The following is a 14,169-nucleotide window of genomic DNA, read 5'->3' on the forward strand; positions in this document are numbered from 1 at the left end:
ATGGAGGGACGGGGCTTTTTTTATTTTGGCGCGCTTCAGAAGAAGGAGAACACCATGCGACTATCTCATCTGTTTACCCGGACGCTACGAGAAGCGCCGCGTGACTCGGAAGGGCGCAATTATGAGCTGCTGGTGCGAGCGGGTTTTATCAGGCAGCTTGCAGCGGGCGTTTATAGCTTTCTCCCTCTGGGTAATCGCGTGTTGCGCAAGATCGCCGATCTGCTGCGCTCCGAGCTGGAAAGAGCCGGAGGTCAGGAAGTAATGTTGCCGATACTACAGCCTCGCGAGCTCTGGGAGCAGCCGCCGCTGAATGGTGGTCTTTCGCGTGCCGAGGCGTATGGAGCGGAGTTGTTCAGTTTGCAGGATCGCAAGGGCCGTGATCTGGTGCTCGGAGCGACCCACGAAGAGGTGATTACGCTGCTTGCGTCCGAATTCATTACCAGTTACCGTGATCTACCACAACGCCCGTTTCAGGTTCACATTCGCTTTCGTGACCAACTAAGGCCGCGTGGGGGGCTGCTGCGTACCCGTGAGTTTGTGATGCTCGATCTCTATACCTTTGATGCTGATCCTGAGCGCATGGACGAAAGCTATCGCGTGGTGCGTGAGGCGTGTCAGGCGGCTTTAGAGCGATGCGGATTGCGCTTTCTCCTGGTCGATGCCGACAGCGGCGCCATTGGTGGCAAGGACTCGCAGGAATTCTTTGTGCCAATTGAGGCAGGCGAGGATGACGCGCTGATCTGCGAGCAGTGTGGGTATGCGGCGAATCGAGAGAAGGCCGAGTTTGTGCGCGATCCGGTAGGCACTGATGAGGCTCTGGAAGCGCTTGAAGAGGTCTATACACCCGGGGTAAAGACAATCGCCGAGCTGGCTGAGTTCCTGCATGTGCCGGAGGAGCGGACGCTGAAATGTGTTTGTTACACTGCCGGGGACCGAAGCGTGATAGCTGTGCTGCGGGGTGATCTGGAGCTGAACGAGGTCAAATTAACCAATGTGTTGACGCGCGCGAAGCTTGATGTCTCTGATCTGCATCTTGCTACGCCTGAAGAGCTGGCACGAAGCGGCATTGTGGCGGGCTTCACCTCGCCTCTGGACAAAGATGACTCGATTCTGATTGTGGCCGACCACTCGATCACACAGGGCCGGAACTTCGTCGCAGGCGCGAATCGTGTTGATTATCATATTACACATGTAAACTATCCTCGTGATTTTCGTGTTGCGATCCTTGATGACATTGCCTCAGCATATGACGGCGCTTCCTGTGCGCGTTGCGGCGGTTCGCTCCATATGGTGCGTGGCTGCGAGGTAGGCCATATCTTCAAGCTTGGCACGCGCTATTCCGACGTGTTTCATGCGACCTTTCTTGCGGCAGATGGCACGTCCAGGCCGCTGCTCATGGGCTGCTATGGCATCGGAGTCAGCCGGATTCTGGCAGCGCTCGTTGAGCAGAGGAGTGATGAGAAAGGGCTTGTATGGCCGTTGCGTGTGGCACCGTATCATGTGGCGCTGGTCGGCTTTGATATGGACAAAGAGACGACGCGGACGGCAGCCGAGCGGCTGTATGCAGACTTGCAGGCGGAGGGAGTGGAGACGCTCTTCGACGATCGCATTGAGAGCCCGGGCGTGAAGCTGAACGACGCCGACCTGATAGGTGTGCCTCTGCGTGTGGTGGTAAGCAAGCGCTCATTGAAAAATGGCGGCGTTGAGCTCAAGTGGCGGCATGAAAAGGAAGGAAAGATTATAGCGTTAGATGAAGCGGCGAGAACAATACGTGATCTCGTGCAGAAGAGGTTGCATGAGACGGAGAGTTGAGCGTCACAGATAGGCCACACAACCGTGGAGCGCGTTGGCTGTGAGGACTTCAGGATCTCCTCAAAAGTGACGCCCATCTCTGTCGGTACTATAACTCAAATTGAGGGTGCAATCAAGGGTGATCGGCGTGCTCGAGAGTGTGGCACTTGTGAAGAATATGTCTTCCCTGACGTATGTACTACGAGACATAGAAGGGAGGAACGTTCTGTGTTGTCAACATCGGGGTATGCCATTCTTGCCCTTCTGGCCCGTGAATCTCTTTCGGGCTACGATATTGCGCAATGGATGAAGAATGCTATCGATTTTTTCTGGAAAACACAGCACAGTCGAATCTATCCTGAGCTTGCTCATCTGGAGGAGCTAGGATATGTGACGCACCGGCTGATAGAGCAGAAGCAGCGTCCCGCCAAGAAGCTCTACACGATCACTGAAGCAGGACGGGAGGCACTCAAAGCGTGGCTTGTCATGCCTCCGATGCCTGCTGCTGAGCGGAACGAGCTGCTCTTAAAGACCTATTCCATCTGGCTGACAGAGCCGCAGCAGGCGCTTGCATTTTATCGCCGCCAGTTGCGATGGCACAGTGAGCGGCTCGCTATCTTTGCGGGGATTCAACAGAGAATCGAGGAGAAAGGTATACCGAAACCCTCGGACCCGCGTTTCGGCGACTATGCGACGGTGCGTGTCGGCGTGGCCTATGAGCGCGAATATGTGACGTGGTGTCGCTGGATGATCGAACAATTTGAACAAGAGCTGCAACAGCAGGAAAAGTAGATATTCTCGTTTTTCGTTGTTTGCGTTGCTTGTATGGACGGAAGAGGCAGTGAGCGGGCTGCCTCTTCTTTTCTGGTTTCGCGAAAACTAGGATCTCTTGTCGAAGCGCTTCCATTGCGAGCAGGCGCGAGCCATCACCTTGCCCTCGCGCACGATCTGCTGGTGCAGTGTGACTATCTGCTCGTCTGCCGGTTCAAGCCAGCTCTGGATGTTGAGCGAATCGCCGAAGGCCGGACTTTCCATATATTCGATATCGTAATGCAGAGGCTCAAAGCGCGTCGTATCGGGTCTGATGCCATGTCGAGCATACATTTCCCAGGCGGCATTGTCCAGCGCCTCGACCACGGCAGCATTGTTCATATGGTGCATCAGATCGATATCCGAGAAGCGCACGGTGGTGGTTGACGTTTCGGGTGTTCGCTCGGGTGGCGCGGGAAAAGGAGGATCAGACAAGGGCGCTTCAGGCCCATCTGGAAGCCAGACGCGCACGATTTCCTCGGGGATGCGGGCCGGTTTACCCCGGGCATCGATGTAGACCCAGAGGGTGCGCGCTGAGATCAGGGGCTCACTGTGGGGGCTGTCTGCCAGGCGGGCTTCATAGCCGCGTTGAGAGGTGATGCGCTTGAATGAGATGCCGAAAGTTTTGAGTTCAAGCCGGGTGTGAATGGGGATGGGTGCGGCGAAGTCGATCAGTGTGCGCTTGACGAGCCAGTGGCCTTCACCTGGTAGTTGTGCATCTTCTACGTCTTGTGATGCGATATCCTGCATATACCGGACGAATGCGGTTGGTGTCAGGAGCGTGTTACAATCGCATTCGTCGTAACGAACCGTGTGCGCACGGGTAAAATACCGTTTCATATCGTCTCCTTGTGTCAAACATTCCTCTCAATCTGTATTGTAGCAGTTTTTGAGGAAGCCGCCCACGTGGTTGCGGGCGGCCTGTGACTACAAGGAGAGCGGTTGTGTTCTCAGTGTAAGGGGCTGAAGCTTGATCGTTGCCTGCCGGGCAAGCTGTGTCTGCCGAACAGCCGCTTGTGCCGCGAGAATGGCCCGGGTGCCACTTGCTTGAAGGAGCAGGAGGTCAGACACGAGCAGGGTGAGCAGCAATGAACCAGTGATAAGGAGCGCGAAGGTGACGAGAAAGCCCATGTGAAGCGGTAGCAAGCAATATGCCAGGATCACAACAAGCGGAAAGTGAACCAGATACCACGGGAACGAGGCTTTACAGCTATACTGCAAAAAGCTGTTCGACCGGTTAAGGAAGCGGTCTCCGAGTGCCAGGGTCATCAGAAGGCTACACCAGAGCGTCAGGCCGCACAGGCTGCGGAAGAGCATATAGCCAGGTGTATACGCGGTCTGTACCTGGGCCCCACCCAGTTTCCACAGACAGATCAGCGCTATGCTGCCAGCTACGGTGAGGCCTGTTGTGAGCAATTCTGTCTTCTGGATCATCTGTCGGGGGCGTGGGCTGGCGAACAGGATAAATCCATACATATAGTAGAGTGTCCACGAAAGAGCATCAGTCAGGCTACAATATTGCGGGAAGGCGGTGCGCAGGCCACATTCGATCAAGAGCAGCGGAAGAGCCAGAGCAAACAAACCAGCAGGCGTAGTGCTCAGGTTACTTATTCGGTTTAGCCAGCGTTGTCCGGCGCCGCGCAGATACAGGCAGAGTGGAAGCGTGAGCAGCGAGAAGCCAAACAGATAAACAATGAACCAGAGATGATGAATGTAGCCGGTGATGAGGCCCAGATTTCCCCGCAGAATGTCACCCAGGAAATACGGGTAGAAGGCAAGCAGGGAACCGTTGTACAACTGGTTGCTGATCATGTCGAAATAGGCCTGAAGCGGGACGAGCAGGACAAAGCCAATACCAAACGGAACGAGCAGGCGCTGAAACCGTTCTTTGATGAACGCTCCGGCTGTTCTGCGTTTGAGGGCGAACCAGCTACTTGCGCCGGCCAGCAGGAAGAACAGCGCCATACTCCAATAGGTGAAGCCATTCAGGCTCAACCAGCGTACGCCGTTTCCCAGTGGAGTGCTGCCAAATGGCTTGTAGAGGTCGCCGAACATTTGAATGCAATGAATGGACACAACTGCGAGAAAAGCGATTGCACGAAGCCAGTCAAAAAAGTAGATTCTCCCTGATGATTTTGCATTTCCGTTTTTCATTTATATTCCCTTTATTAAGTAGTTTTTAATAGCTCTTTTTGTTGTCTATGGATGCAATGATATCAGGCAGATGCTGAGAAAGTGCGTCCAAAAAGCAGGGAAAATGTGTCCAAATTGTCACAATGTGTCGCACATAGAAACAAAGTCCGTTCCCATATCTGCGGAGGTGAGATACTCAGGATTGTGGTGCATGTATAGTGCGCATCCTATGATTTCTATTGCCTGTATCCTATAGTGGTATGAAAAAGGAGTAGACAACGTTCTTCTATCTGTCTGCTTATGGAGTAGATCTATCTCTTTCGGAGTAAAAAGCAATGCGATAAATAGCGATAAAGTGGTATGATAAAGGTATCCTCTGTAACTCACTGTAATGGGTAGGACCCTTCTTCCGCTTCTGTGGGGATGCGGGAGAAGCGGGTGCTGAAAGGAGTTACCTATGAATGCATGGCGCATTTTTACCTCGCTGAATCGCTCACAGCGAAACGCCTTTCTGGCGAGCTTCCTGGGTTGGACGCTTGATGCATTTGATTACTTCTTGCTCACCTTTGTTGTCATTCAGGTCTCCCATGATCTGGGCGTTTCGCCTCCAGCGATCTCGTTCACCCTGACGTTAACATTGATGTTGCGTCCTGTAGGTGCGCTCATCTTCGGGCTGCTGGCCGAACGGTTCGGGCGCAGGCTCCCATTGATGATCGACATTGTGTTCTATTCCTTCCTGGAATTGCTGACCGCATTTTCACCCAGTTATACATTCTTCTTCATTTTGCGTATTCTCTTTGGGATTGCGATGGGTGGTGAATGGGGCATTGGGGCTTCGCTCGCAATGGAATCGCTGCCCAAAGAGGCGCGAGGCCTGTTTTCGGGTATTCTGCAACAGGGATACGCGGTCGGCTATCTGCTTGGGGCGCTGGTATTTGCGTTGGTCTACAATGTTTTCCCGGCTCCATTCAATACCTGGCGCGTCATGTTTGCCATCGGGGCACTTCCGGCGCTGGTTGTTGTGTTTATCCGGCTTGGCGTGAAGGAGTCGCCTGTCTGGGAGCATCAACAGATGGTACATCGCGAGCGCGGCGTGAGTGTCTGGCAGGGCATGATCACGGCTGTCGCGCGCCGGCCCTGGCTCTTCCTGTATCTGATTATTCTTATGACTGCCTTCAACTGTTTGTCGCATGGCACGCAGGACATGTACCCGACTTTCTTGCAGGGGCAATGGAAGTATAACGTGACCCAAACGACTATTCTGACAGCCATTGCGAACTGTGGTGCGATTATTGGTGGAACGCTCTTCGGCCATTACTCGCAATTCTGGGGAAGACGGCGGGCGATTCTGGTTTCCTGTATCATTGGCGTGATCATGATCCCGCTCTGGTCCGGCCTGCTGATGATTCCCGGGCTCAACCCGCTGATCTCGTTGCCTATAGGTGCATTCCTCTTGCAGTTTATGGTTCAAGGAGCCTGGGGAGTGGTTCCAGTCCATTTGAACGAGCTTTCGCCGACCGATGTGCGGGGCACGTTCCCGGGTTTTGCCTATCAGCTAGGCAACCTGTTTGCGTCCTGGATTGTCTTCATTGAAACGTTGATGGCCTACGATTACTTCGGAACGGCCAAGAATCCGAACTTCACGATGGCGCTGTCTATCTTCTCGCTTGGCGCGTTCCTGGCGGTCATTATTCTGGCGGCAATCGGGCGTGAGGCGCATGGCGTAGATTTCATCGAAACGGGGGAGCGAGATGGAACACAGCTCTCGCCCGAAACTGCCCCGGGAGATTGATTGCCTGCTCTCTTTATCGAGCATGATTCCGCTCTGGAAGCAAGAAAGCAGTCCTGACACTCAGGGCTGCTTTCTTTTATGCCACCTCTCGGGCTTCTGTGGCCTGTTGCCTGTCTAGCCGCTTGCGACGTGAGAGAATCAACCACTCGGCAAATAGAATATTGAGTACAAGTGCAATCCAGAAGCCGGTTTCCATTGCCTGTGCAAGCAGAAGATCAAAATGTCCCGCAAAGGTCGTGTTACGTTGCGGTAACAGGAGCAACACGCTGAACACGCTCATCACGCGTGCCATTGCCGCAACCAGCGTAATCGCATAGTTGCGAATCATCCAGGTACGGTGATCCTGAATACGACGCTGTCGGATGGCTCTATAAGCCTGTCCAGCACTGAGGAGCCACAGAATTGCCAGAACCGCAAAGCCTGCTCGACGCTCAAAACTGGACAGAGAAACGATGATGATAGCAACAGCGCTAATGCTGCCAAGCAGGATGCAGAGCAGGTATATGCGACCGAGCAAGCGATGCAGTTGCGGACGTCGAGCTCGCAGGCCGTTAAGGAACTGAAATGGTCCGATTATTTGTGCAACTGCAGCGAGCAGTACATGAGCGACAAGCAAGGGATAATGCAGCGGAAATGCTGGATTGAGTTCCAGGCGACTGAGCGCAGGATTGAAAAGTGCGTATGGTTCTGCAAGGAACGAAGCGGCAATAAAAGCAAAAATGGCAATAATCCACCACCAGGCTCCAGCTTTTTTTACGGACATAGATACCTCTCGATGTCTGGAATCAAACGGAGAGGACAAAGCGCCCTCTCCGTCCAATCTTCTATTCTTTGGGGTGAATTGATCCTTCAAGGCGTTCACGCATGATATCAAAGGTAGTACCATCGATTTCGCCCCGTGCATAGCGTTGCCGGAGAATTTCCAGCGCTGAAACGCGTGCTGGATGGTTCTGTTGCATGTTGAAGAATGCCGCTCGATTGCGGATGGCTGCGCGGAAGATCAGAAACCCGACAAGTCCGGCCAGGAAAAGGAACCAGATGAATGGCATAAATGCCCAGGGACCAAAACCGCAATGCATACAATTGCTCCTCTCTTCTATGGAGATTGACCCATACTTTTACGTATACTCATAAGCCATATATTGCTCAGCAGTGAAGTAATTGCCTGCATGATTTTGGTGAACCTTGTTTCTACTTCACCGCTGATGTGGATAGTATATGCGTAAAAAGAGGAATTCGGATCGGTCTTCAGATGGGGATACCCCCGTCCCGAGTCGGCATTCTTCCATTTTCATCGAACATGCGACTGAAGAAGGAGCACATCCCACCTGTAGACGGTCTTCTTCCGCTCTTCAATGCGCTATACTCAGGATGGAAAGGAGTACAGTATGCATCTCTGGCAGGTCATATGTCTTTGTCCGCCTGCAATGCTCCCTGACGAGCGGAGGCGCTTCCTGTCTCTGTTTGGAGCGCAGTGCGGAGATCCTTTGCATCCATCAATGGTTGACCCGGGGCTGTCTTTTCTTACGACGCTCAAGCCAGGAGAGGCGCTGAGCGTACTACAGGAGCGGCATGCGCTGATGCTTCGTTTGGGTGAGTGGCTTGAGGAGTGGCGGGCAAGACATGCCGAAGCACCTGAAATAGTGCAGGAATTGTTGCTGAACCATATTCAAATATTGCTGAATGCAGAACAAGTATGGCTTGAACACTCAATACACATGCTAAAAATGGCCCTTCTTCAAACAGATTGTACGTCTTGTTCGTAGTACAAGCTAAACACTAGATACTCAATTTCACGTAGTCCTCTTGTGGAGGAATAGGGGCGGGTTACATATATGACAGGAACTTCCAGACAAAAACGGCGCGGCTGCCTGCGCCTCTCGGGCTTACGGGCGCGCATGGCGCTCTCCTATATAGTAGTGACAGTTTCGATTATGTCGGTGCTCCTCACCATAGTGGGTGGTATCATTTTTGAGGTGCTCCATAACACCAGCGCGCTGGATTCTAAAGCCCTCTCGCGAACGGAAAAAATGGCTCGCCTCTATGCCCTTGTTGCGGCTTCTCAGGCCGATGGAGATACCCTTTCTGAGCAGAGCACATTCCAGCAAGGACAGCCCGGCTCACTGGATATTACAGCATTTGTAGATGAGTCGGATTGGGAGATGTTGAAAGAGGAGAACGAGGAGACGCCTCGTCATCGCTCATCTTACAGCCTGAGCGGCCAGATTGCTGTGACGCTTGTATCCACCAATGGGAAAATTTTGGCCTGTTCTGATATGCAGCAGTGTACAGAAGGAAAGACTATTTCTGGAAATCCCTATGAAGCGATGATTCGCGAGGCACTTCAAGGACGTACGGTCAGCCGAATTGTGGTGACAGAAGAGGGCAGGGAACCTCGGGTTGCTCTGCCTGTGAAGCGGCTCGGGAAGGTGATCGGGGCTGTTTTTATCTCCGCGTTACCTGCCGTGCATGGGCCATTTCTGCATTTTCTCTTCTTTAGCTGGTTTGAGTTTGCGGCTGTGACGCTTCTGATTATTACGCCTTTTGGCTTGCTGTTTGGTGTGATATCAACGCGCGGGCTGATTCGGCGCATTCAACGACTGGCTCAAGCAGCCGAGCGCTTCGCGCAGGGATACTATCAGGAACGGCTCCAGGTGCAGCATCACGACGAACTGGGTGATCTGGAGGCCGGTTTCAACCACATGGCTGACCAGTTGGTGCAGAGCCTGGAAATTCAGCGCCGTCTGACAGAGCGAAACGCCCGTCTTGAGGAGCGGACCCATATAGCGCGTGAATTGCATGATAGCGTCAAGCAGCATCTCTTCGCTGTCTCGATGCAACTGGGGGCAGGCCTGGCGCTGCTTGAAGAGAGCGAAAACCCGCTGCGTCGCTACCTGTTGGAAGCCGATAATCTGGCGTATCAGGCGCGCCAGGAGCTCACGGCCCTGATTAAAGCGATGCGCCCATCTGCACTACAACATCGACCATTTCTTGAGGCGTTGCGTCAATATGTGTCCTCATGGAGTCGACAACATTCTATTCCTGTAAAGATTCAACTGCCGATGAATTGTACTTTTTCACCAGAAGAGGAAGAGGCGCTGTTCAGAATTGCACAGGAGGCGCTGGCAAATGTGGCGCGGCACAGTCAAGCGACCGAGGTCAGCATGCAGCTTGCCTGTGAGAGCGAGGGCTGGTCGTTGACGTTGACAGATAACGGGCGAGGTTTTGATGCTCAACGCACTTCTCAAGGCGTTGGACTGGCCTCGATGCGTGAGCGAATGAACGCGCTTGGCGGAATGTTAACAATTGAGAGCTCCGAGCAGCAGGGGACGACGATCACGGCCCGGCGTATGGTCGGAGAGCGTGTGAGAAAGGATGGTTAAAAATAATGACGAATCGTATTACGGTGCTGCTGGTCGATGATCATAGCGTTGTGCGGCAGGGCGTTCGGGCTTTTCTTGAGGTACAGAAGGATCTCCATATTGTGGGTGAGGCGTCGACCGGCGAAGAGGCTATCCGGCTGGTTCAGGATATCGTGCCGGACGTTGTGCTGATGGATCTGATGCTGCCAGGGATGAACGGCATTGAAGCAACCAGGCAGATAAAGCGGATCAGTCCCAGTACGAACGTCGTTGTCCTGACCTCGTACCACGATGATGAGGATATTTTTCCTGCATTGCGGGCCGGTGCGACATCCTACACGCTGAAAGATATTCGCTCGACCGAGCTTGCGGAGATCATTCGCAAGGCTGCACATGGGGAATCAGTGCTGCATTCTCAGGTGGCGAACCGCGTGATTCAAGAGGTTCGCGAGGCTCGGCGTGCCGTGCCGCCTGTCTTTGTTGATCTGACCGAGCGTGAGCTTGATGTGTTACGCCTGATCGCGGAGGGGTTTTCTAACACAGCAATTGCGGAAAAACTGGTGATAAGCGAAAAAACGGTGAAAGGACATGTCAGCAATATTCTGAATAAGCTGCATATCGAAGATCGTACGCAGGCGGCGGTTCTGGCATGGCGACAGGGCTTGATGGAGCTATAAAAGGCGAAATGGCCTCTATGGAATACGTGTTATTGGCTCTTGTGAACGCTCATTCTTTTCTGGTACGCTCTTCTCATCATTATGAAGAAGGGGAGATGTATATGCTAGTTTCTCATGAGCAGAAAGAACGAGCAGAGCAGTTTCGGCGGTGGCATGTGGAGCCGCCATTGCTGGTCCTGCCGAATGCCTGGGATGTGGCAAGTGCCCGGCTGTTTGAGCAGAAGGGCTTCCGAGCGGTTGCGACGACCAGTTCAGGGGTAGCGGCGGCCTACGGCTATGCGGATGGAGAGCATATACCGCGCGAGCTGCTCTGCGAGACGGTTGAGCGCATAACGCGAGTGCTCTCCTGTCCGCTGACAGTCGATATTGAAGCCGGGTATGGTGATTCTCTGGATGAGATCCTGCAAACAGTACAGGCTATCGTACAGGCAGGCGCTGTAGGTATCAATTTTGAGGATTCCAGCAAGCGCTTAGCAGTGGGGCTGGTGGATCCGCAGGTACAGCAGGAGCGTATTCGGGCGATTCGTGAGCTTGGTCGTTCTCTCGGGCTACATCTTGTCATCAACGCACGAGTTGATACATACGTGTCTGGCACAATGACAGGTGAAGAGCGCTTTGAGGAGACAGTGCGGCGGGCGCGGCTCTATTATGAAGCCGGTGCGGATAGCGTCTACCCCATTTTAATGAGGGATCCTGGCGAAATAGCCCATATTGTGAAGGATTGTCCATTTCCAGTGAATATTCTTGCCAGCCCGGGAATGCCTTCGCTATCCGCTCTGGAAGCGATGGGAGTCGCACGGGTGAGCTTTGGTGGTGAGTTGATGAAGGTTGCACTTGGGTCGCTTGCCCGGGTATCCGAGGAATTGATTCAGCAGGGAACATACGAGCAAATGAGCCTGCATATGTTGCCCAATGAACAGTTCAAGAAACTCCCGTATCCAAAAGATGTATGAGAAGCCAAAAATGCTGGATATTGCTGAATGCGCCTGTAAGCAGTGTTGATGGAATGCTCGGAATATGCTACACTATACTAACCAGCTCCAAAGGTGTGGCAACGGGGGTCTACCAGGAAGTAGGCATGACGTGTTTTTGACATATACTCAGAAAGGACAAGAACTACCATGCCTGCAAATAACCGTGGGACTGTTGTTGCCGTTTGCCGTAATCCTCAGCCCGGGCTTCCGAAGCCAGTTGTAGAGTCTATTCATCTGCTAGAAGGGTGGGGTGTCGAGGGCGATTATCATGCCGGTCGCTTTGTGCGTCACCGCTTCCTTGCCCGAAAGTTCCCCACGCGGCCGAATCAACGTCAAGTCTTGCTGACCGATACCTCGATTCTTGATGATCTTGCGAGCCAGGATATCCGGCTTGCGCCGGGCATGATGGGTGAGAATCTCACGCTAGATCAGATTGCCGTGATGCAGCTCCCCGTCGGAACGCAGCTTGAGATCGGTGAGGCGCTGATTGAGATTACTGAAGTGCGCAATCCCTGCCATCAGTTGAATGGGATCGATCCGCGTCTATTGCAGGCTGTTGTGCGGAAGGATGAGGGGCGCACCCGCTTCAATGCAGGCGTCCTGGCGCGCATTCTGCGAAGCGGGTGGGTTCGTCCTGGTGATGCGGTGCGCGTTCTGACGGCTCAAGAAGCAGCAAACAACTAGGTAAGGGAGTTGGGAGCAGCTCAGAGGGTCAACCTGTGAAGCTGCTCTTTTGTTCCGGCAAAGGTGTTCAGATCGACACGACCCCACGATATCAGCGATATGACAACGGCTACAATATTGCCAGAATGACCAGCGAGCACCCGTAATCTGAACAGGTAGAAATATATCACGATACCAGATGGTGTACTCATCAAAATTACCCCTGACATACTCCCTGTACCGCTCGGCATCAGTGTAGATGATTGGCTTGATCTGGTAGTGCTCTTCTAGCAAATGCAGTAATAGTCGAAGCTCGAGCAGGGGCGCATCATGATCCTGCCCCGATACTTCGAGGTCGATGACCGGGGGCAACATCCCCTTTTCCCGAGGAACCATACTGATAAAGTTTGCGGCTTGCTCGGCTGCGGTTCGATTCTCCCGATAGAAGTGATACGCACCTCGGAGCAGGCCGTGAGCCTTCGTTTCACGCCAGTTTGTTGCGAAGTAGGCATCCTTATAATTTTTTCCTTCGGTGGCTTTAATAAAGACAAACGAGTAGGCATTGCTTTGAGCGACTGTCTTCCAATCGACCTCTTTTTGATAGCTTGAAACGTCGAGCCCCTGAACCGGATATGCTGAAGCGAACAGGGTGTTCGGCCAGAATTTTTCGGTAAATACGGTAGTGAGCAGCGCCGCCAGTAGCGCCAGAACGAGAAAAAGTGTAATCAGTTTCCACTTCTTCGCGAGCTTTTGAAGCCTTGATTTTTTGCTCAAAAATAGATCCTCTCTTTCGGTTCCACCATATGCTGTAAGCTATTTCCATGTCGTTGAATATGCGCTTTCTATATACCCTCTTTCATAAAAAGAAACTTTTGTATTACTCAACAATATCATAAAGAGGACTATCGAGGGAATGATGTTCAACAAACAATCGAGGAATGATGCTTTTCTGGCTTGTTGCTTGCTTTCTATTTCCACAATTGTTAAGCCAAGCTTAGCCAATATCATCAAATAGAACTTTTTTCCCTGTTTTATAAATTTGATGTTCTTTCAGACTGAGCTATGTTATACTGTCTTTGCCGATGTATAGGCATGCATAAAAATATCATCCCAACGTGTGTACCCTGTTTGCTGGTCTCCTGATGCTGTGACTTCAAGTACCTGGAAAGGATGGACCCACTCTTATGGCTGTGACGATGATTGCTCTGGTTGGTGGACAGACGCTCCCGAACTTTTTTCCGGTGAAGGTATATCGCCCTGATCAGCTTCTCCTTGTCTATTCGGATAGGACAGAGAAGCAGTATCACAATCTGAAGTCGACACTTGAAATGGAGACAAAAGTTCTTGGCTTGTAGACTGATGCTTATAACGTGGAAACGATTATTCAAGATATCGCTCATGCATTGAGCCCATTTGATGAGCATGAATTTCTGTTTAACGCGACTGGTGGTACAAAGATTATGGCGCTGGCCGCGACACTGCTTGCGGAAAAGTATCGATCGCCGATGGTCTATCTTGAAAGCGAGGGGAAACAATATAACTTTTATTATCATACGTGGGAGGATCACAGGCTGATCTCGCACAAGCAGCCACTGGAGGGAAGCTATCTTCATCTGGAGGATGTGTTTAACCTCTACCTGGGTCCCGGCAAATGGGAGGAATGTGGTCCTGACCCGAAGAAAGATGGCGCTCATTTTGAGGGTGTACTTGCTGAAGCGCTGCGGGCTCACGGGTATGAAGTCATGCTGGGAGTCAAAGGATTGAACGGGCAACTTGATATTGATATTGCGATCTGCTTTCAGAATCAGTTCGGTATTATTGAGGCAAAATCAGACAAAAATGGTAAAAGCTGGATGGGATTAAACAGTTATGCACGGCTATGAAATTTCTTGGTACTTATACAAAACCTTTTTATGCGATTTCTATCGAACCTAATGAAACGCATGAAATAATCTTCAGTACGGCGA

14 protein-coding genes, 1 pseudogene and 1 other annotated feature (1 of these 16 cut by a window edge) are annotated in these 14,169 nt (G+C 52.2%); of the genes and pseudogenes, 10 read left to right on the forward strand and 5 right to left on the reverse strand.

Translation table 11 applies throughout. The features are described from left to right. Positions 1-2, forward strand: a binding site (T-box leader) (it extends 232 nt beyond the left edge of the window). 52 nt (positions 3-54) lie between these two features. Further along, the gene (locus KTH_RS07915; RefSeq protein ID WP_497617684.1) at positions 55-1,812 is read left to right on the forward strand and encodes a proline--tRNA ligase; all 1,758 of its coding nucleotides are present in this window, start codon (positions 55-57) and stop codon (positions 1,810-1,812) included. A gap of 207 nt (positions 1,813-2,019) precedes the next feature. Further along, entirely contained in the window at positions 2,020-2,583 is a 564-nt protein-coding gene (locus KTH_RS07920; protein WP_137686416.1) for a PadR family transcriptional regulator, read from the forward strand. Between the two features lie 87 nt (positions 2,584-2,670). On the opposite strand, the gene KTH_RS07925 is transcribed toward KTH_RS07920, so the two are convergent. Together KTH_RS07925 and KTH_RS07930 are read right to left on the reverse strand one after the other, a co-directional pair. After that, entirely contained in the window at positions 2,671-3,441 is a 771-nt protein-coding gene (locus tag KTH_RS07925) for an acyl-[acyl-carrier-protein] thioesterase (protein ID WP_111323671.1), read from the reverse strand. A gap of 87 nt (positions 3,442-3,528) precedes the next feature. Beyond that, complete coding sequence (locus KTH_RS07930) at positions 3,529-4,755, reverse strand: acyltransferase family protein (protein ID WP_111323672.1); 1,227 nt, start codon at positions 4,753-4,755, stop codon at positions 3,529-3,531. A 436-nt stretch (positions 4,756-5,191) separates the two neighbouring features. Between KTH_RS07930 and KTH_RS07935 the strand changes: the two genes are divergently transcribed. Beyond that, positions 5,192-6,526: an MFS transporter gene (locus KTH_RS07935; protein WP_111323673.1), complete on the forward strand. Its 1,335-nt coding sequence runs from the start codon at positions 5,192-5,194 to the stop codon at positions 6,524-6,526. 76 nt (positions 6,527-6,602) lie between these two features. Here KTH_RS07935 and KTH_RS07940 read toward each other — a convergent pair whose 3' ends face one another. After that, positions 6,603-7,289: a DUF2306 domain-containing protein gene (locus KTH_RS07940; RefSeq protein WP_170142679.1), complete on the reverse strand. Its 687-nt coding sequence runs from the start codon at positions 7,287-7,289 to the stop codon at positions 6,603-6,605. Between the two features lie 61 nt (positions 7,290-7,350). Further along, a complete protein-coding gene (locus tag KTH_RS07945; RefSeq protein WP_111323675.1) occupies positions 7,351-7,605 on the reverse strand; it encodes an SHOCT domain-containing protein in 255 nt (84 codons plus the stop codon). 309 nt (positions 7,606-7,914) lie between these two features. On the opposite strand from KTH_RS07945, the gene KTH_RS07950 reads away from it, so the two are divergent. The 5 genes from KTH_RS07950 (at position 7,915) to KTH_RS07970 (ending at position 12,223) form a co-directional block, all read left to right on the forward strand. Next, on the forward strand, positions 7,915-8,292 hold the full coding sequence (locus tag KTH_RS07950; RefSeq protein ID WP_111323676.1) for a hypothetical protein: 378 nt from the start codon (positions 7,915-7,917) through the stop codon (positions 8,290-8,292). A 69-nt stretch (positions 8,293-8,361) separates the two neighbouring features. Then, entirely contained in the window at positions 8,362-9,909 is a 1,548-nt protein-coding gene (locus KTH_RS07955; protein WP_111323677.1) for a HAMP domain-containing sensor histidine kinase, read from the forward strand. 5 nt (positions 9,910-9,914) lie between these two features. Next, entirely contained in the window at positions 9,915-10,565 is a 651-nt protein-coding gene (locus KTH_RS07960) for a response regulator (protein WP_111323678.1), read from the forward strand. A 101-nt stretch (positions 10,566-10,666) separates the two neighbouring features. Beyond that, entirely contained in the window at positions 10,667-11,518 is an 852-nt protein-coding gene (locus tag KTH_RS07965; RefSeq protein WP_170142680.1) for an isocitrate lyase/PEP mutase family protein, read from the forward strand. Between the two features lie 168 nt (positions 11,519-11,686). Beyond that, the gene (locus KTH_RS07970) at positions 11,687-12,223 is read left to right on the forward strand and encodes an MOSC domain-containing protein (protein WP_111323680.1); all 537 of its coding nucleotides are present in this window, start codon (positions 11,687-11,689) and stop codon (positions 12,221-12,223) included. Positions 12,224-12,373: 150 nt separating this feature from the next. Here the strand turns inward: KTH_RS07970 and KTH_RS07975 are convergent. Next, positions 12,374-12,976, reverse strand: a pseudogene (locus KTH_RS07975) (GH25 family lysozyme); the annotation flags it as partial. 410 nt (positions 12,977-13,386) lie between these two features. On the opposite strand from KTH_RS07975, the gene KTH_RS07980 reads away from it, so the two are divergent. Together KTH_RS07980 and KTH_RS07985 are read left to right on the forward strand one after the other, a co-directional pair. Continuing rightward, the gene (locus tag KTH_RS07980; protein ID WP_170142681.1) at positions 13,387-13,557 is read left to right on the forward strand and encodes a hypothetical protein; all 171 of its coding nucleotides are present in this window, start codon (positions 13,387-13,389) and stop codon (positions 13,555-13,557) included. Between the two features lie 15 nt (positions 13,558-13,572). Further along, positions 13,573-14,085: a hypothetical protein gene (locus KTH_RS07985; protein ID WP_111323683.1), complete on the forward strand. Its 513-nt coding sequence runs from the start codon at positions 13,573-13,575 to the stop codon at positions 14,083-14,085. Positions 14,086-14,169: the final 84 nt, after the last annotated feature.

The sequence above is a fragment of the Thermosporothrix sp. COM3 genome, from assembly GCF_059696735.1.